This window comes from Rhodoplanes sp. Z2-YC6860, assembly GCF_001579845.1.
GTDB lineage: Bacteria > Pseudomonadota > Alphaproteobacteria > Rhizobiales > Xanthobacteraceae > Z2-YC6860.
The window spans coordinates 2,878,079-2,893,925 of the sequence record NZ_CP007440.1 but is presented as its reverse complement, the minus strand read 5'-3'; the positions used below and the strand labels follow the sequence as shown (position 1 = coordinate 2,893,925).

The 15,847-nt window shown below is 63.0% G+C and carries 16 protein-coding genes; 8 read left to right on the top strand and 8 right to left on the bottom strand.

The genetic code is table 11. The features are described from left to right. Window positions 1-179: 179 nt before the first annotated feature. Together moaB and ypfJ are read right to left on the bottom strand one after the other, a co-directional pair. Window positions 180-743 carry a molybdenum cofactor biosynthesis protein B gene (gene moaB / locus RHPLAN_RS13365; RefSeq protein ID WP_068018520.1) on the bottom strand — a complete coding sequence of 188 codons (564 nt, stop codon included), beginning with the start codon at window positions 741-743 and terminating at the stop codon, window positions 180-182. 4 nt (window positions 744-747) lie between these two features. Beyond that, a complete protein-coding gene (gene ypfJ / locus RHPLAN_RS13360; protein ID WP_068018517.1) occupies window positions 748-1,659 on the bottom strand; it encodes a KPN_02809 family neutral zinc metallopeptidase in 912 nt (303 codons plus the stop codon). A 244-nt stretch (window positions 1,660-1,903) separates the two neighbouring features. Between ypfJ and RHPLAN_RS13355 the strand changes: the two genes are divergently transcribed. Both RHPLAN_RS13355 and RHPLAN_RS13350 read left to right on the top strand, forming a co-directional pair. Continuing rightward, window positions 1,904-3,046: a site-specific DNA-methyltransferase gene (locus RHPLAN_RS13355; RefSeq protein WP_068018514.1), complete on the top strand. Its 1,143-nt coding sequence runs from the start codon at window positions 1,904-1,906 to the stop codon at window positions 3,044-3,046. A gap of 170 nt (window positions 3,047-3,216) precedes the next feature. Further along, window positions 3,217-3,780, top strand: a complete 564-nt coding sequence (locus tag RHPLAN_RS13350; RefSeq protein WP_068018512.1) for an HdeD family acid-resistance protein — start codon at window positions 3,217-3,219, stop codon at window positions 3,778-3,780. Between the two features lie 180 nt (window positions 3,781-3,960). Here the strand turns inward: RHPLAN_RS13350 and RHPLAN_RS13345 are convergent, their stop codons facing one another. Then, window positions 3,961-4,920, bottom strand: a complete 960-nt coding sequence (locus tag RHPLAN_RS13345) for an SMP-30/gluconolactonase/LRE family protein (protein WP_068018508.1) — start codon at window positions 4,918-4,920, stop codon at window positions 3,961-3,963. Window positions 4,921-5,034: 114 nt separating this feature from the next. Here RHPLAN_RS13345 and RHPLAN_RS13340 point away from each other — a divergent pair, with 114 nt between their 5' ends. After that, entirely contained in the window at window positions 5,035-5,955 is a 921-nt protein-coding gene (locus tag RHPLAN_RS13340) for a hypothetical protein (RefSeq protein ID WP_237180132.1), read from the top strand. Window positions 5,956-6,015: 60 nt separating this feature from the next. Here RHPLAN_RS13340 and RHPLAN_RS13335 read toward each other — a convergent pair whose 3' ends face one another. Together RHPLAN_RS13335 and RHPLAN_RS13330 are read right to left on the bottom strand one after the other, a co-directional pair. Then, window positions 6,016-6,381 carry a hypothetical protein gene (locus RHPLAN_RS13335; protein ID WP_157100248.1) on the bottom strand — a complete coding sequence of 122 codons (366 nt, stop codon included), beginning with the start codon at window positions 6,379-6,381 and terminating at the stop codon, window positions 6,016-6,018. A gap of 261 nt (window positions 6,382-6,642) precedes the next feature. After that, window positions 6,643-6,993 (bottom strand): RidA family protein, encoded by a 351-nt coding sequence (locus RHPLAN_RS13330; protein ID WP_068018501.1) that lies wholly within the window; start codon window positions 6,991-6,993, stop codon window positions 6,643-6,645. Window positions 6,994-7,153: 160 nt separating this feature from the next. On the opposite strand from RHPLAN_RS13330, the gene RHPLAN_RS13325 reads away from it, so the two are divergent. The 3 genes from RHPLAN_RS13325 (at window position 7,154) to RHPLAN_RS13315 (ending at window position 11,842) form a co-directional block, all read left to right on the top strand. Continuing rightward, complete coding sequence (locus RHPLAN_RS13325) at window positions 7,154-8,107, top strand: tripartite tricarboxylate transporter substrate binding protein (RefSeq protein WP_068018498.1); 954 nt, start codon at window positions 7,154-7,156, stop codon at window positions 8,105-8,107. 31 nt (window positions 8,108-8,138) lie between these two features. Beyond that, window positions 8,139-9,002, top strand: coding sequence for an amidohydrolase family protein (locus RHPLAN_RS13320; RefSeq protein ID WP_068018496.1), 864 nt, complete (start codon window positions 8,139-8,141; stop codon window positions 9,000-9,002). A gap of 233 nt (window positions 9,003-9,235) precedes the next feature. Then, window positions 9,236-11,842 carry a phospholipase C/P1 nuclease family protein gene (locus tag RHPLAN_RS13315; protein ID WP_157100247.1) on the top strand — a complete coding sequence of 869 codons (2,607 nt, stop codon included), beginning with the start codon at window positions 9,236-9,238 and terminating at the stop codon, window positions 11,840-11,842. 10 nt (window positions 11,843-11,852) lie between these two features. On the opposite strand, the gene RHPLAN_RS13310 is transcribed toward RHPLAN_RS13315, so the two are convergent. From RHPLAN_RS13310 to mutY, 3 genes are read right to left on the bottom strand one after another with little or no spacing between them, the layout of a single operon-like run. Beyond that, entirely contained in the window at window positions 11,853-12,812 is a 960-nt protein-coding gene (locus RHPLAN_RS13310; protein ID WP_068018491.1) for a Bug family tripartite tricarboxylate transporter substrate binding protein, read from the bottom strand. A gap of 22 nt (window positions 12,813-12,834) precedes the next feature. Further along, window positions 12,835-13,170, bottom strand: a complete 336-nt coding sequence (locus tag RHPLAN_RS13305; protein WP_068018488.1) for an MmcQ/YjbR family DNA-binding protein — start codon at window positions 13,168-13,170, stop codon at window positions 12,835-12,837. A 6-nt stretch (window positions 13,171-13,176) separates the two neighbouring features. Then, window positions 13,177-14,292 (bottom strand): A/G-specific adenine glycosylase, encoded by a 1,116-nt coding sequence (gene mutY / locus RHPLAN_RS13300; protein ID WP_068018485.1) that lies wholly within the window; start codon window positions 14,290-14,292, stop codon window positions 13,177-13,179. 29 nt (window positions 14,293-14,321) lie between these two features. Here mutY and RHPLAN_RS13295 point away from each other — a divergent pair, with 29 nt between their 5' ends. Both RHPLAN_RS13295 and RHPLAN_RS13290 read left to right on the top strand, forming a co-directional pair. After that, window positions 14,322-14,795 carry a DUF721 domain-containing protein gene (locus tag RHPLAN_RS13295; RefSeq protein ID WP_068018482.1) on the top strand — a complete coding sequence of 158 codons (474 nt, stop codon included), beginning with the start codon at window positions 14,322-14,324 and terminating at the stop codon, window positions 14,793-14,795. Window positions 14,796-14,937: 142 nt separating this feature from the next. Next, complete coding sequence (locus RHPLAN_RS13290) at window positions 14,938-15,549, top strand: DsbA family protein (RefSeq protein ID WP_442971828.1); 612 nt, start codon at window positions 14,938-14,940, stop codon at window positions 15,547-15,549. Window positions 15,550-15,847 lie beyond the last annotated feature (298 nt).

The following is a 15,847-nucleotide window of genomic DNA, read 5'->3' as shown; positions in this document are numbered from 1 at the left end:
ACGCGTGACAATGGCAGTGTCATCGCCGGGCTTGACCCGGCGATCCGTGAGGGGACTGCGCCGACAGAAGTCGTAAGAGTGTACGTCGTTGCACAACCGTGTGGACCCGCGTGTCAAGCACGCGGGTGACAGTGTGCCTGTTGCGCGAGCGCGCTCCAATGGGAAGCGCCCCACAGCCTTCAGGCTGTCGCGCCCTGCGCTTTGGCCCGGCGCATGCCTTCATCCAATCGCGGCATCAGCTCGACGAAATTGCAGGGCCGGTAACGGTAATCGAGCTGGTGCACCAGGATCTCGTCCCAGGCGTCGCGACAGGCGCCGGGCGAGCCCGGCAGGCAGAAGATGAAGGTCGAGTTGGCGACACCCGCAGTGGCGCGCGACTGGACCGTCGACGAGCCGATTTTGGCGTGGCTGACCATGTGAAACACCGTAGAGAAGCCGTCCATCCGCTTCTCGAACAGCGCCTCCGCCGCTTCAGGCGTCACGTCGCGGCCCGTGAAGCCCGTGCCGCCGGTCGAGATGATCACATCAACCGCCGGATCGGCGATCCAGACTCGCATCTGCGCGCGGATTTTTTCCACGTCATCGGTGACGATGGCGCGATCCGCCACCGCATGTCCGGCCTTCTCGATGCGCTCGGCGAGCGTCGATCCCGACTTGTCGTCCTCGAACTTGCGCGTGTCGGAGATCGTCAACACCGCAATCTTCAGCGGGACGAACGCTCGCTTGTCGTCGATACCCGGCATGTGACTAGGGCGAGCCCGCCGCGAAGGTGTTGCAAGCCTTCACCGAGCCTTCCTTGAAGCCGGTCATGAACCAGCGCTTCCTTTGCTCAGCCGAGCCGTGCGTGAAGCTCTCCGGCACCACCGTGCCCTGCGCCTTCCTTTGCAGCGTGTCGTCGCCGATGGCGGACGCGGTCTGCAGCGCGGCATCGACATCGCCCGGATCGAGGAAGCTCTTCTGCGCCTCGGCGTGGTTTGCCCAGACGCCGGCGAAGCAGTCGGCCTGCAACTCGACGCGCACCTGCAAGCGGTTCGAATCCGCCTTGCTCGCGGCCCGCTGCTGCGCCTCCTGCACCTTCGGCAGAATGCCGAGCAGGTTCTGCACGTGGTGCCCCACCTCGTGCGCGATCACGTAAGCCTGCGAGAACTGACAGGCCTTGCCGCTGCAGCCGCGGAAGCGGCGCTCGAGTTCGTTGAAGAAAGCCGTGTCGAGATAGACCTCGCGATCGTTCGGACAATAGAACGGCCCCATCGCGCTCTGCGCCAGGCCGCAGGCCGAACGCGTCTGCCCCGAGAACATCACGAGCCTCGGCGCACGATAGGTCTGGCCGTCCTTCTGGAAGATGTCCTTCCACTGCACTTCGGTGCTGCCGAGCACCTGGCGCACGAAGCGCGACATGTCGTCGTTGATCGGCGCCGAAGTCGGCCGCGAAGGCTGTTGGTATTGCGTCGATTGTCCGCCGCCGGTGAGGATTTCTGCGCCGCTGATCAGAAGCCTCGGGTCGATGCCCAGCGCCCAGCCGACGATCCCGAGCACCAGGATGCCGCCGATGCCGAGGCCGCCGGCCCCCATCGGCATACCACCACCGCCATAACCCCCGCCGCCATCGCCGCGTCGATCTTCGACGTTGCCGCTCTCGGGCATATCATCCAGACGCATGATCGAATCTCCGTCGCCTTGCTAGGCAATAGTTGCCGGGTGTCAGCACCAAGTCCATGTGCACTTAGCACTTGCAGCACGCTTCGCAGCAAATAATACCAAAACAATATGGTCGTCCGGCGATTTTAGCGGAAGACCCGTCCGCGCTGTTAAGTCGATTTTTACCGCGACACGTCATCTTCCCTGACGTCGGTTTGTAGGTCCCGCGTCGCCGACTGCGTCGCCTGAGTCAGAGTTCTGAGTCATGGTAGTTTCGCGTCGCGGGGCGTCCGTCAGGGCGCCCCGTAGTCGTTTTGAGCAACCGTCTTCCGCTTCGCAATCGCACCGCGTCATCGTGGGCGACTGCGTCGCCGAGATGAACAAGCTCCCTGCGGATTGCGTCGATCTCGTGTTCGCCGATCCGCCTTACAACCTCCAGCTCCAGGGCGACTTGAAGCGTCCCGACGATTCCAAGGTCGACGCCGTCGACGACGATTGGGATCGGTTCTCGAGCTTCGCCGCCTACGATGAGTTCACCCGCGCCTGGCTCACCGCGTGCAAACGCGTCCTGAAGCCGTCGGGCGCGCTCTGGGTGATCGGCTCATATCATAACATCTTCCGCGTCGGTTCGATCCTTCAGGATCTCGGATTCTGGATTCTCAACGACGTGGTGTGGCGGAAGTCGAACCCGATGCCGAACTTCCGCGGCCGGCGCTTCACCAACGCGCACGAGACGCTGATCTGGGCGTCGCGCGATCAAAGCGCGCGCTACACGTTCAACTACGAAGCGCTGAAGGCCGGCAACGAAGACATCCAGGTGCGCTCCGATTGGACGCTGCCGCTTTGCACCGGCGACGAGCGGCTCAAGGGCCACGACGGCAAGAAGCTGCACCCGACGCAGAAGCCCCAGGCGCTGCTCGCGCGTGTGATCCTGTCGAGCTCGCGGCCCGACGACCTGGTGCTCGATCCGTTCAACGGCACCGGCACCACCGGGGCGGTCGCCAAGCACCTCGGCCGCCGCTACATCGGCATCGAGCGCGATCCGGCCTATGCGGCGGCAGCCGAACAGCGCATCGCCGACGTTCAGCCGCTGGAAGCGCCGACGCTCGCGCCGTTCATGACCGCGCGCGAAGCTCCACGCGTGGCCTTCGCATCCTTGCTCGAACGCGGATTGATCAACGCGGGCGCCAAGCTCGTGGACGCCAAGAAACGCCACAAGGCGCTGGTGCGCGCCGACGGCGCGGTGTCGCTCGGCGATCAGGTCGGCTCGATCCACCGGATCGGCGCGCTGGCGCAGGGTCTCGAAGCCTGCAACGGCTGGACCTTCTGGCATCTCGAGACGCCGAAAGGCCTGGTTTCGATCGACGCGCTCCGCGCCGAAATCCGCGCCGAAATGGCGCAAGTCTAGACTTCAAAAGTCTAGGTCTCAAAAGCCCAAGTTTCCCCGGTTTGAGCGGCACAAGTCTGACCGGCGCAGGCCAGCGCTGCACCACTGCCGCAAGCCTTCGCACCGCTCTATACTAATGTGGTCCCGAGAAACGTCCGGGCTGTTCGAGCCCGGCTTGAACGGAGGCTGCCATGCCCATCGGACTGCCTGCCGACGCTGACGTGCTTCGCAAGCACAGCACCTGGTTCGTCACCTACGGCGTGATCATGATCCTGCTCGGCGCATTTGCGATCATTGCGCCAGGCGTGGCGACGCTTGCCGTCACATTGATGGTCGGCTGGCTGCTGCTGATCGGCGGCGCATTCGGATTGTTCGCGGTGATTTCCGGCGGCACCAGCGCGCCTGGCTTCTGGTGGAATCTGCTGACCACCGCCGTCTATTTCCTCGCCGGCCTCGCCGTGCTGACACGGCCGATCACGGGCGTCCTGACGCTGACGCTCATTCTTGCGGCGTATCTGCTCGCCGGGGGCGTGTTCCGGATCATGATGGGGATGGGTTACCGCACGCATGCTCCCAATGCGTGGTTCTGGCTGCTGCTGAGCGGCGTCATCGACATCGTCCTCGCCGTCATCATCATGAGCGGCCTGCCTGGCACCGCCATCTGGGTGATCGGACTGCTGGTCGGCATCAACCTCCTGATGATGGGCTTCTCCATCCTGATGGTCGCGCTCGCGGTGCGCCGCGCGGCTTCGTAGCCGGCTCTCTCCGCTTGTGTCCCGGATGCAGTGCAGCGCGAAGCGGTGCACTGCTGATCCGGGACCCCGATTGTTGGCATCCGCATAAAAGAAAGAAACCGGGGTCCCGGGTCTGCAACGCACCACTTCGCTGCGCTCGTGCTGCATTGCGCCCGGGACACGGGTGGCGCAAGCGTGCGTTCACCCGCCGAGCGCTCCCTGTGTATTCACATACAGCGCGTAGATCGAATGGCTCGCCGCCATGAACAGCCGGTTACGCTTGGGCCCGCCGAAGCAGACGTTGGCGCAGCGCTCCGGCAGCCCGATGTGGCCGATCGGCTGCCCTTGGGGATTGAAGACACGGACGCCGTCGAACTCGGCCGTGCCCATGCCCCAGCCGCACCAGAGATTGCCGTTGACGTCGACGCGAAAGCCGTCCGGCGTTTCCTCCTTGGTGCATTTCACCAGCATGCGCGGATTGGCAAGCTTCGCGCCGTCGATCACATCGAACGCATAGATGGCGCGCTCGCCGGGCTGGCTTTCGATGACGTACAGAATCTTCTCGTCGGGTGAGAAGGCGAGCCCGTTCGGCCGCTTCACCACGCCGTCGGTCGCGATCGCCGGCTGCCCTGTCTTGGCATCGATGCGATAGACCCGCTGCGGCAACTCCTGCTCACCGGTCTCGCCGTTCCAGTTGCCGTCGATGCCGGCGGTCATGTCGGTGAACCAGATCGAGTCGTCGGACTTCACCACGATGTCATTCGGCGAACTCAGCCGCTTGCCCTCGAAGCGCTCCATCAGCACGGTGACGCGGCCGTCATATTCGGTGCGGGTGACGCGGCGGCCGTGCTCGGCGGTCACGAGCCTTCCCTGCCGGTCGCGGGTGTTGCCGTTGGCGTAGTTGGAGGGCTGGCGCCAGACGCTGGTCGCTCCCGTCACCTCGTCCCAGCGCAGGATGCGGCTGTTCGGGATGTCGCTCCAGAGAAGGCAGCGCGCGTCGCCGAAATAGACCGGGCCTTCCGCCCAGGAATAGCCCTGCGAGAGGCGCTCGACGCTGGCTGTCAGCACCCGGCATTTCTCGAAGCTCTTGTCGATGATCTTCACCGCCGGATCGGGCAGCCGTTCGTTGAGCACCAATGGTGCGGTCGCAGTCGGGTACATCGTTCCTCCCTCTTTTTGTCATCGAAGCATAGCAGGGCTGCCCGGTCGTGACGCCGATACGATGGGCTTACGCCATGCTATAGTTGGGGTATCAAAAAACTCCGGGATGACGCCATGGACCCGATGCAGAAGACCTTCGACCGCGCCGCCGAGGACCTCGGCAACTCCGTCCACCTCGAGCACGTCAACGTCACGATCCCCGATCAACGGCTGGCGCAGTTGTTTTATGGCGCAGGCCTGGGCCTCACCCGCGATCCGTATTTGCAGGTGATGGACGACAACATGTGGATGAACGTCGGCCGCAGCCAGTTCCATCTGCCGACCGGCAAGGCGCAGGTGCTGCGCGGCAAGACCGGCATCGTCATCGAAGGCCGCGAGGCGCTGCTCAACCGCCTCAAGACGGTGAAACCGAAGCTCGCCGACACCAAGTTCGATTTCTCGGAGCACAACGATTACGTCGAGGCGATCTGCCCGTGGGGCAACCGCGTTCGCCTGCACGAGCCAGACGCCGACCGCTTCGGCCGCATCGTGCTCGGCATTCCCTACGTGGAGTTCGACGTGCCGGTCGGCACCGCCAAGGGCATCGCAAAATTCTACGAGCACATGATCGGCACGCCGGCCACGGTGGTGAACGGCGACGGAACCACCGCGAAGGTCACGGTCGGCAAGAACCAGTATCTGCTGTTCCGCGAGACCGACAAGCCGCTGCCGGATTACGACGAGCATCACGTGCAGATCTATGTGTCGAGCTTCTCGGGCCCGCACCAGCGGCTCGGCGAGCGCGGCCTCGTCAACCGCGAGGACAACCAGTTCCAGTACCGGTTCCGCGACATTGTCGATCTCGACACCGGCAAGCACCTGTTCACCATCGAGCATGAGGTGCGAAGCCTCACGCATCCGATGTTCCTGCGGCCGCTGGTGAATAGAAATCCGACGCAGACCGCGCGCAATTATGCGCAAGGCCATGACGCCGCATTGTGGGCGATGGACCCGGTGCATTTCGACGATCAGCAGATGCGTCGCCGGACGATGTAGGAACTACGTCGGAGGCGTGCGTATTGGCGGCGACAGCAAACGCAGCGCAGCCGGTAAACCTTAATGCATCGCGCCGAGTTGGACGTTGGCCTGCAGGTCCAGCAGCATCGCGCGCGCCGCAGTTCCAGTCGGCGTCAACGCATCGCTGAACACGCAATGGCACGGTTCGCAGCAGAACGTCCGAAGTTCGGACGGCGTGCCAGAACGGGATTTGATGCCGGAAAACGACATCAGGCTTCCGCAATGGGGGCACATCGGTTTCATGTCGCTCTCGATGCGAACCGCGCTTTGATGCTGATCAAGAGCGCGAGGCTTGCGTTCAACGTCCGAGCCAGTGGTTTCAGGAACGATCGAACTTAGAGCCTTCATGCTGGCTTCGCCTATCCGTATGAATGCGGATACATGGCACGCGAGAACGAACAACAAGGTAAGCCTGATTTGCGGAAGGCGTAAGCCGCGTTGGCGCTTATGGCGAATTACGCCGCGCTATTGCCGCTTGATTTGCTCGATAATCAGAGACTGATTTGGAGCCAGCGGGCTTATGCCGCAGGATTCATGAAACTTCCGTAAGCATCAGCACATGACGCCGCGGTTGCTTTTGATGCGGGCTCAATGCCGAACGCATCAAATGATAAGGCGCCGCGGCTCACCGCCGCGACGCCGTCTGCCTTTTACAACGTTCGCGCGTTATTGCGCAGCCGTCACCTGGATCTCGATCATCTTGGCAGGCGACTGCAGTCGCGCCTCGATGCAGGCCCGCGCCGGAGTCTGACCGGGCACCACCCAGGCATCCCAAACCTTGTTGAACTCGTCGACCACGCGAATGTCCTGCAACCAGATCACGGCCTGCAGGAGCTTCGACTTGTCACTGCCGCCCTGTTTCAGGAGGCCGTCGATCTTGTCGAGAATTTCCTTGGTCTGCTCACCGACGCTCTTGCCGACGGTTGCGTCAGCGGTGAGGCCCGCGAGATAGACCGTGCCGTTGTGCACCACCACGCGTGACATGCGGGGGCCGTTCTCGTGACGCTGTATCGACATCTCACAATCTCCATGATGCGGCCGCCGCCATTGCAGCAGGCCCTCGACCGGGTAGGATCAACGCGCCGCCCCAAAGCAACGCGTTGAGTGGGCCAAAAGCAGAAAGCACAACGGCAACAAAAGCAAGGCAACAAGAGCAAGGGAGGCTCGCGTGCTGCGGATGCTGGCTCTGTTTGTCGCATGGCTCGCCGGTGCCGGCCCTGGCATGGCGCAGGCAACCTACCCCGACAGGCCGATCCGATTGCTGCTGCCGTTCCCGGCGGGCGGCGCCGTCGACATCATTGCACGCGTGATGACCGCCAAAATGTCGGAAGACCTTGGCAAGCCCTTCATCATCGAGAACAAATCCGGCGCCGGCGGCGTCATCGCGACCGATGCTGTCGCAAAAGCCACGCCGGACGGCTACACGCTCCTCCTCACCACACCGAACCACACCATCAACGCGGCGCTGCAAACGTCACTGCCCTACGACACCGCGAAGGATCTTGTGCCGGTGTCGGTGATCGCCGAAGTGCCCGAGGTGCTGGTCAGTCACCCGGCGGCGCCGTTTGCGACGTTCCCGGAGTTCGTCGAATACGCCAGGAAGAATCCCGGCAAGCTGAACTACGCTTCCGCCGGTCTCGGAACGCTGCCGCATGTCACAATGGAGTTGTTGCTGCGCCGTATAGGCATTCAGGTGACGCATGTGCCCTATCGCGGCGCGGCGCCCGCGATGAACGACCTCCTGGCCGGCGTGGTGCAACTCAAGATGGACACCTACACGACCTCGAACCCGCAGGTGACGGCCGGCAAGCTTCGCATGCTGGGGATCGCGAGCCGCCATCGCTCCAAGTTGATGCCGGACACACCGACCATCGCCGAGATGGGATTGCCGGGCTATGAGGGCATTCTCTGGAACGCCATCATGGCGCCTGCCGGCACACCCAAACCGATCATCGACAGACTCGCAGCTGCAAGCGCCAAGGCCGCGCGCGCTCCGGAGATCGCCGAACGCCTGCAGCGCGACGGAGTCGATCCGGTTGGCGGAACGCCGGAGGAACTTGCCGCGTTGATCGGGCGCGAATTGCCGCAGTGGCGTAACCTCGCGAAAGCCGCAAACATCAAGCTTGAATAGTTGCGCTTATTTCACCGACAGGATTTTTGGAATGCCGAAACTGACCACGATCGCCGATCCCCATCCGAAGAAGCCCAAGCTCAAAGCCCCACCCAACGCCTGCGACACCCACATCCATCTGTTCGGACCTGCCGCGAAGTATCCGTTCGCGCCGGACAGTCCCTACACCGCGCATGACGCGCTGCCCGAGCATTTCTTCGCTCTGCAGGACACACTCGGGCTGAGCACCGGCGTGATCGTCAGCCCTGGCGGCTACGGCCGCAACTACGCCATGCTCGCCGACACGCTCGCGAAATACCCGAAGCGCTTTCGCGGCATCGCGCTGGTCCGCGACGACATCCCGACCGCAGAACTCGCGCGGCTGACGCGGCTCGGCGTCAAAGGCATGCGGATGATGAGTGACGCGCGCGGCCAGCACGTGCCGAACTACTCCAAGGAGATCGCGGCCCGCGTTCACGAACACGGCTGGCACATCCAGTTCTATCCGCATGGCGCCGACATCGTCGACTATGCCGACAAGCTTCTGGCGCTGAAGAACGACATCGTGCTCGACCACTTCGCGAGCATCCCGGCCGAAGGCGGCATCGATCAACCGGCCGTCGCAGCTGTGCTGCGCATGCTCGACACCGGCCGGGTCTGGCTCAAGCTGTCGGGCCCGATGCGCTGCACGCCCTCGGACATGCCCTATGCGTCGGTGACGCCGCTCGCGCGACTGTTCGTCAAGCACGCACCGGAGCGCATGGTGTGGGGCTCGGACTGGCCGCACGTCAATCTCGACGGCAGGCAGATACCGAACGACGGCGACCTTCTCGACCTGATGCTGGAATGGGTGCCGGATGCGGCCATCCGCAACCGCATCATGTCGCAGAATGCCAACAAGCTTTACGGATTTTAGCGGTTTTCATTCGGCGAACGATTTCGCCGTCGAAGACGCGTGCTGAAATCACGACGCGCGCCGTCTTGCACGAGCGCGCGTGACAGATTTGTGTCGATCGTCGCGCGCCGCGTTGTCGCCCGGATGAACTCAACGACGCGAGCAAGCACCCGATTGCCGAATACACGCATTCCGTGTACCCTCACGCTCGCGACATTCTTTTTTCATTTGATCAACATCATAGCGAGAGTGTCATGGATACTTTATTCAAAAGCAGTCGCAATTTTGCTTCGCTGTCATTGAAGGATCTCATCGAAGCGCGCGACCTGTTTCACTATCATCTCTTGAACAAGAAAAATGTGGTCGCGACTGCGCTCGGGCTGTACCGCATCCGCATTCACGATCCGTGGCCGTCCGAAGGCGATCCGGACCCGCAACCTGCACGGACACACACCCGCAGGACGCTTACCAATTCTCAAGTGCGGCCTTACTCGTGGCCGTGCGTTTACGTGTTCGTTTCAAGCTGGGAAGAAGAGCACACGCTGGCAAACGCCAATCCCTCGGACGTCGTCCCGAAAACGCTGTATCTGCCGGACGGGCGTTCTGTCCCGGTCTGCGTCATCGAGGCGCGGAAGCAGGATTTCGCCAAGGACCTGATGGTGCGGGCAGACTCGCGGGTCCCGCGCAACCTGCTCGGCCCCGGCACACCGATCGTGAATCGAGACGCGCAAGGCATGGAGCGTGTAGGCACCGCCGGCTGTGTCGTGCGCGATGGAGAAAGCTACTACCTGCTCACCAATCGCCATGTTGTGGGCGCACCCGGTACACCGATCAGCGCCCTGCAAGGAAACCGCGAACCCGAAATCGGAATCGCGGCGCACAAGAGCCTGACCCGCAAGGATTTCAAGACGGTCTATCCGCACTTTCAGTCGACCGAACAACACTTGCTCATGGATGTCGGGCTCGTTGCGGTCGATGACATCCTCGCCTGGAAGACCGAGGTGCCCGGCATCGCGCCGATTGGGCCGGTCGTCGATCTTTACGACAACAGCCTGAGCTTGAACCTGATCACCATGAAGGTCGTCGGTCAGTCCGCAATCAGCGGCTTGATCCGTGGTGAGATCCACGGCCTCTTCTATCGCTACAAGGCGCTGGGCGGTGCCGAATACGTCAGCGATTTCCTGATCGGACCGGAGTCGCAGGAGGCGTTGCGGCCGGACAACAAGCGGCGGCGCGTTCATCAACCCCAGCCCGACCGGACGTTCGCCATCCATCACGGCGATTCCGGCACGGTTCTCTACATTGAACATAAAGAGACCGGCAAACCCGGCTCCTCGGACGAAGGGAAAACGACCTACTATCCATTCGCGATGTTGTGGGGAAAGGAAGAGTTCCTCGAGGGAGGCAAGGTCCAATCTCATCCGTACGCGCTCGCCACTGCGCTGAGCACGGCCCTCAACATTCTCGACCTGGACTATGTCCGCGACGTCAACCTGGATCAGGAATACATCTGGGGATGGGTGGGACACTACGCGATCGGGCGGGCTCTTTCGCTTCCCGTCGACCGGCTGAAATCTAACAAGCTCCGGGATTTCATCGGCAAGAATATCGATCTCCTTGCGATTCAGCCGGACAAGGCGCTCGACAACGATCCGAAAGTGCTGACCAAAGGAAGCGACACGGTCCATTTCGTGCCGCTCGCCGACGTTCCCGACAATGTCTGGAAGGGCAATGTCAACTTCTCACTGGTCGATCAGGGCGAAGGCGAGAAGAAGAAGCACAAAGCCGGCCCGGGGTCGCGCGGCTCCGCCGACAACAAGAACCACTTCGCCGACATCGATATCGTTTACAAGGAGCAGAAGACTTTTCTGCAACTGAATTTCGACGATCCGGACACCTATCTCAACCCGCCGGCATGGCTGCAATACTTCAAGACGGTCGAACCGAAATTCGCCCATTGGCAGGAGTTGCTCGAACGCTCCAAAAACAAAGCGGAGCCGGCCGACGGCAGCGCGCACTGGGGAGCCTTGCCGTTCCGGATCAAGCAGATCTTCGACATCATGGTGGCCGCCGCCAAGAAAGGAAACGCCAAGCTCTTTCTCTGCGCGGGAGGCGTGCTAATCCACTACCTCGGCGACGCGTGTCAACCGTTGCACACGTCCTTCATGTCCAACGGCGATCCGAACGACGTGGTGAAGCGGTCGAAATCGGAAGGCAACCGGATGCGGGCCGAAGGCGTGCATGTCGGCTATGAAGACGACATGATTGCTTACGGCTACACGCAGAAGGACCTCGCAACCGCGCTCAAGAAACGCATTGCCGAGCTTGCAAACAAGGAAGACATGCCGGAGATCGCGAACGGCTATGACGCAGCGAAAGCTGCGATCACGCTCGTTCACGCCACGCAGGCCGATATCGCGCCAAAAACCATCGTCAGCGAGTGGGTGTCGCTGCTCGACGTGCAAAAGAAGACGCGCGCGGCGTCCATGTGGACGAAATTCGGGGACAAGACGACCACCTGCATGGCGCGTGGCACACGGTTGCTGGCCGTGATCTGGCAGGCGGCGTGGGACGCAGGCAACGGCGACAAGACCATCGGTGAAGGCCCGACGATCACCGAAAAGGAGATGATGAATCTCTACAATGACCCGAAGGTCATTCCTTCAGTGGCCTTGAATCAATATCCGGCCGACGTGCACCAGGATTGGTCGGGCATCGTCAAGCCGGACCCGCAAGGCTCGCCGGCCTCGCACTCCAGGGGAAGGGCAGCATCCACATCCCGGGGTCAATCGAGCGCCCGTCGCGCGCCCGTCAAGAAAGCGAAGAAGACGCGCGTTGGCCGTAAAAAGAAGAAAACCTGATCTTCACCGCTCAGTTCGGCTTGATGTTTGCTTCTCGAATCCCGCGGCCGTAGTCGTCGAACTGCTTGCGCGTGAAGGCCGCATAGTCGTCGCCGCAGGCGCCGACGGGAAACAGCCCCTGCGCCTTGAGCTTCGCGAGAATCTCCGGGTCCTGCAGCGCGGCCTTGAACCAGGAGGTAAGCTGCGCGAGCGTATCGGGCGGCGTGCCGGCCGGCGCCACCACGCCGAACCAGATATCGAGATCGAAATCCTTGAAGCCCGCTTCCTGCACGGTCGGCACATTGGGCAGGTCATCGACGCGCGAGAGCGACGCAACGGCGATCGCGCGAAGCTGGCCGCCGCGGACTTGCCCGGTCACGTTAGGATAGCTCGCCATCGCTGCAGTGACGTGCTGGCCGAGCAGCGCATTCAGCGCCGGCCCCGAGCCTTGAAACGGCACGAAGGTGAAATCGACCTTCGCATCGTGCTTGATCCGCTCGATGCCGACATGAGGACTGGAAGCAGGCCCCGCGCTCGCGACCGTCAACTCGCCGGGCTTCCGCCGCGCGTCGTCCAGCAGATCGGCCAGCGTGTTATAAGGCGTCGCCGGATTGACCAGGATGAGTTGTGGCGAGCGCGCGAGGTAGCAGATCGGCGCAAAGCTCGTCAGCGGATCGTAGTTGAGCTTGCGCAGATGCGGATTGATGACGAACTCCGGCGTGGTGATCAAAAGCGTGTTGCCGTCCGCCGCCGCGCGCGCCACGGCCTCGGTGCCGATGGTGTTGCCGGCGCCAGGCCGGTTCTCGACCACCATGGTCTGGCTCTGCGCCTTGCCGATCTGGTCGGCGAGCATGCGCGCCAGCACGTCCGCGCCACCGCCCGCCGTCGACGGCACGATGATCTTGATGGTGCGCGACGATTGCGCCTGCGCTTGAGACGACGCCACGACGGCGCAAACAAGCAGCGCCGTGAAAAACCTGCCGATGCCCATTCCACTGCTCCTGAGTCGCGCTTTATGATTTTTGACGTCGTTTCGGCTTCTTCGGCAACGCGTGCTGATATGCCGTCTCCAGCGCGCTTTTGAGCTCCGCAACTTTCAGCTTGGCAAGGATCGCGGTGGTCGCACCGCGCTTGCCCCATGCGTTGGGTACTGGAGCAAAGGCCTCCGGCGCCAGCATGCATTTAAACTCCTGCTCCTCTGGCGTGAACATGAAGTTTGCCGTCTTGCGGTCCGGAGCGAGCGTCACATAGATGCGCGCGACCTTGAACGCCGTCCGGTCGAAATGCGGCGCTTCCGTCGTGCCTTCGAGGTCGAGTGCGAGCCGCCGCAGATCCTTGTCCGTGGCCATGCATCCTCACCGTTTGCCCGGCGGGCGCGCCAGAAGCCCTGCGTGGACGACGACCTTGCGAAACACGTTCGGCAACGCCTCGCCGTGAAGCTCGGTTGCGGCGACCCAGCGCATGCCGTCCGGCGCTTTGGTCTTAGCCGGCAGCTCCGCGACGTAGACCGACTGCTGCAACGGAAAGTGCGTAAAGCCGTGTTCGACCACGCCGGGCAGCTTGCGCCACTTGGCCTTCAGCGGCGCATGCGTCAGCGCATCGTCCTCGTCGAAGTCATGGGTCCACGCCGTCGACGGCACTTCGGTCATGCCGCCGAGCAAACCCTTCGACGGCCGCGTCCGCACCAGCACAAAGCCATCCACGCGCGTGGCCACGAACGAGGCGCCACGGCGAAGCTTGCCCTCGACCTTCGGCGCCTTGCGCGGCAAGCTCTCGACGTCGTCGCGCCCCCGCGCCACGCAGGCGTCCATCCAAGGACAGATGCCGCAGGCGGGTTTCTTCGGCGTACAGATCGTGGCGCCAAGATCCATCAGCCCCTGCGTGAAATCGCCGAACCGCTTCGACGGCAGCAGCGCGTCGGCATGGGCGCGGATTTCGACCTTCGCTGCAGGCAGCTCGGTCTCGATGGCGAAAAGCCGCGCGACGACGCGCTCGATGTTGCCGTCGATCGCGACGGCGCGGCGATCGAAGGCAATCGCGGCGATCGCAGCCGATGTGTAACCGCCAATGCCGGGCAGCGCGCGGAGTCCCTCCTCGGTGTCGGGAAAACGCCCGCCATGCTCCCTCGCCACCGCCGCGGCACAGGCATGCAGATTGCGCGCTCTCGCGTAATAGCCGAGCCCGGCCCAGGCCTTCAGCACGTCATCGAGCGGGGCCGCGGCGAGCGCCGCGACAGTCGGCCATAGCCCGAGGAACTTCACATAATAAGGACCGACCGCCCTCACGGTGGTCTGCTGCAGCATGATCTCCGACAGCCAGACATGATAAGGATCGGCCTGTCGGCCCGGCGGCGAGCGCCACGGCAGATGCCGGCGGTGCCGGTCGTACCAGTCGAGCAGCGCCTGCGGATCAGGCACCCCCGCCTGAGCAGGCTTCGGCTTTTTCCGGACCGCGGCCCCTGATACTTTCATGATGGTCCGATCTGGCAGAGCCCTGTGCCATGAACAAGCCCCGACCGACCCGGAAGCTCGCTGAACTCACCGCTGAGTTCATGGCGGACGCCTTCAAGAAGCAAGGCTTCGCCTCGACCGAACTGGTGACCCGCTGGAAGGACATCGCGGGCGCGGAGATCGCGGCCTTTGCCGAACCCGTGAAGCTGCAATGGCCGCGCACGCCGGAGGGCGAGCACCCCGAGCCCGCCACGCTCGTGTTGCGGGCCGAGGGGCCGGCGGCGCTCGAGATCCAGCATCAGACACATGTCATCCTGGAGCGGGTCAACCGCTTCTTCGGCTGGCAGGCGGTCGGGCGGATCGCGCTGCGCCAGGCGCCGCTCTCGAAGCCCAAGCCCCGCCCCACTCCGCCGAAGATCGACCCCGTTGAAACCGCCAAGGTCGCCGCGACGTTGTCCGATATCACGGACGACGAACTTCGCATGGCGCTGGCCCGGCTTGGGGCCGCCGTGAAGAAGGGATGATCAACGGAACGTGACCTGACGGCCTTGGCGAAGCGGCCTGCCAATGCCACATTGCGCCGCCATTGTGGCTGCTTATTCAACGCCATGGAGTTTTAAGGTGATCACCCGTCGGACCCTGCTGATCGGCGCCAGCTCGTTTGCGATGATCGCGGCGCTGGGAGGCGTCGAAGCCCTGATCGACGCGAGCCCCGCTGCGGCCCAGAGCGTGCCCCCCTTGGAGCTGCTGGTCCCTCCCCCGCTCGGCGACCGCTCGCTCGGCAAGGATGACGCCCCGGTCACCATCGTCGAATACGCCTCGATGACTTGCCCGCACTGCGCGCATTTCCACGAGACCACCTATCCGGAACTGAAGAAGCGCTACATCGACACCGGCAAGGTTCGGTTCATCTTCCGCGAATTCCCGCTCGATCCGCTGGCCGCCGGCGCTTCGATGCTGGCGCGCTGCGCCGACAAGGACAAATTCTTCCCGCTGATCGAGACGCTGTTCCAGATGCAGCGGACCTGGGCGGTCGAGAAGCCGATCCCGCCGCTGATGGCTATCGCCAAGCAGGCCGGCTTCACCGAGCAGAGCTTCAACGCCTGCCTGTCGGACCAGAAGATGCTCGACGCCATGCAGGAAGAGCAGAAGCGCGCCACGGACAAGTTCAAGGTCAATTCGACGCCGACGATCTTCATCAACGGCCAGATGCAAAAGGGCGCAGCGACCATCGAGGAGCTCGCCAAGGTCATCGACCCGCTGCTCAAGGCATCCTGAGCCGCGAATCGATTCTGGCTCCTGACTGACCAAAACTGGCGTTCTCCAGCGATTTCGCCGATGCCGCGACCGGCTTTTTGCCGGTCAACGGCGGCGTGTCGTCATTTGGCCGTATTTGATTGATTCTCACAGGTTTTTTCCGCCTCTTGAGTGATGGAGGTGGGGGATAAGTCGGCCTTTCCGTTTGCGATGAAAGGCTCGCCTATTCATTCTCCGCGCCAATGCGGTATCGCTCTTTTGCTCAGTCTGTCGCCCGATCTGTCCGGCTGCTGGTCCCGACTGGTCGAACTTGGGCGCG

Coding starts and splice junctions, on each gene's coding strand:
- RHPLAN_RS13330 (WP_068018501.1), bottom strand. CDS start 6,993: ATGTCGATACAGCGTCACGAGAACGGCCCCCGCATGTCACGCGTGGTG.
- RHPLAN_RS13355 (WP_068018514.1), top strand. CDS start 1,904: ATGGTAGTTTCGCGTCGCGGGGCGTCCGTCAGGGCGCCCCGTAGTCGT.
- RHPLAN_RS13305 (WP_068018488.1), bottom strand. CDS start 13,170: ATGGCCACGGACAAGGATCTGCGGCGGCTCGCACTCGACCTCGAAGGC.
- RHPLAN_RS13325 (WP_068018498.1), top strand. CDS start 7,154: ATGCTGGCTCTGTTTGTCGCATGGCTCGCCGGTGCCGGCCCTGGCATG.
- ypfJ (WP_068018517.1), bottom strand. CDS start 1,659: ATGCGTCTGGATGATATGCCCGAGAGCGGCAACGTCGAAGATCGACGC.
- RHPLAN_RS13345 (WP_068018508.1), bottom strand. CDS start 4,920: ATGTACCCGACTGCGACCGCACCATTGGTGCTCAACGAACGGCTGCCC.
- RHPLAN_RS13340 (WP_237180132.1), top strand. CDS start 5,035: ATGGACCCGATGCAGAAGACCTTCGACCGCGCCGCCGAGGACCTCGGC.
- RHPLAN_RS13350 (WP_068018512.1), top strand. CDS start 3,217: ATGCCCATCGGACTGCCTGCCGACGCTGACGTGCTTCGCAAGCACAGC.
- RHPLAN_RS13290 (WP_442971828.1), top strand. CDS start 14,938: ATGATCGCGGCGCTGGGAGGCGTCGAAGCCCTGATCGACGCGAGCCCC.
- RHPLAN_RS13320 (WP_068018496.1), top strand. CDS start 8,139: ATGCCGAAACTGACCACGATCGCCGATCCCCATCCGAAGAAGCCCAAG.
- RHPLAN_RS13310 (WP_068018491.1), bottom strand. CDS start 12,812: ATGGGCATCGGCAGGTTTTTCACGGCGCTGCTTGTTTGCGCCGTCGTG.
- RHPLAN_RS13315 (WP_157100247.1), top strand. CDS start 9,236: ATGGATACTTTATTCAAAAGCAGTCGCAATTTTGCTTCGCTGTCATTG.
- RHPLAN_RS13295 (WP_068018482.1), top strand. CDS start 14,322: ATGAACAAGCCCCGACCGACCCGGAAGCTCGCTGAACTCACCGCTGAG.
- mutY (WP_068018485.1), bottom strand. CDS start 14,292: ATGAAAGTATCAGGGGCCGCGGTCCGGAAAAAGCCGAAGCCTGCTCAG.
- moaB (WP_068018520.1), bottom strand. CDS start 743: ATGCCGGGTATCGACGACAAGCGAGCGTTCGTCCCGCTGAAGATTGCG.